At 69.6% G+C, this 822-nt stretch carries 3 protein-coding genes; all 3 read left to right on the forward strand.

The window, feature by feature from the left end:
• Positions 1-207: acyl-CoA carboxylase subunit epsilon (locus tag ACFP2V_RS18565; protein ID WP_381213216.1), on the forward strand; the 207-nt coding region annotated here is incomplete at its 5' end.
• 19 nt (positions 208-226) lie between these two features.
• Entirely contained in the window at positions 227-691 is a 465-nt protein-coding gene (locus ACFP2V_RS18570; RefSeq protein WP_381213219.1) for a cobalamin B12-binding domain-containing protein, read from the forward strand.
• The coding region (locus ACFP2V_RS18575) for a biotin carboxylase N-terminal domain-containing protein (RefSeq protein ID WP_381213221.1) at positions 688-822 on the forward strand (135 nt) is incomplete at its 3' end. The genes ACFP2V_RS18570 and ACFP2V_RS18575, both read left to right, overlap by 4 nt.

The following is an 822-nucleotide window of genomic DNA, read 5'->3' on the forward strand; positions in this document are numbered from 1 at the left end:
GAAGACGCCATGACGATCAAGGTCGTACGGGGCAACCCCACCCCGGAGGAACTGGCCGCGCTGGTCTCGGTGCTGTCCGTCGCCCGGACACCGGCACCTCTCCCCGCAACCTCTCGCCCCACTGCCTGGGCCTCGCGCCACCTCCCGCTGCGCACAGCGCACACGTACGGCACGACCGGCTGGCTCACGCCCGTCCTGCCTGGCTGAACACCCGATCGGAGACACCATGAACGTCCTACAGCAGCGCGCGGAACACAGCGCTGCGGCCCCGGCACCACGCGCCCGTGTGGTGATCGCCAAGCCCGGACTCGACGGCCATGACCGCGGTGCCAAGGTCATCGCCCGCGCACTGCGCGACGCCGGCTATGAAGTGATCTACACCGGTCTGCACCAGACGCCCGAGCAGATCGTCGCCACCGTCATCGCCGAGGACGCCCCCCTTCTCGGCTTGTCCGTCCTCTCGGGCGCCCACCTGACGATCGTGCAGCGGGTGATCGAGCTGCTGGCTCGGGAGGAGGCGAGCGACGTCCGCCTCCTGGTCGGCGGCATCATCCCGGACGCCGATGTCCGCTCACTCGAAACCATGGGCGTGGACGCGGTGTTCACCCCCGGCGCGGACATCCGCAGCATCGTCGAGACCGTCGACGCGCTCAGCACCGACCGTACAGAAGTGCAGGAGACGACATGCTGACGAAGGTGCTCATCGCCAACCGTGGCGAAATCGCTGTCCGCGTGGCCCGAGCCTGCCGGGACGCCGGTATCTCGAGCGTGGCCGTCTACGCGGACCCGGACCGGGACGCTCTGCATGTCCGCGCCGCGGAC

The organism is Streptomyces incanus (assembly GCF_042656345.1).
Lineage (GTDB): Bacteria > Actinomycetota > Actinomycetes > Streptomycetales > Streptomycetaceae > Streptomyces > Streptomyces incanus.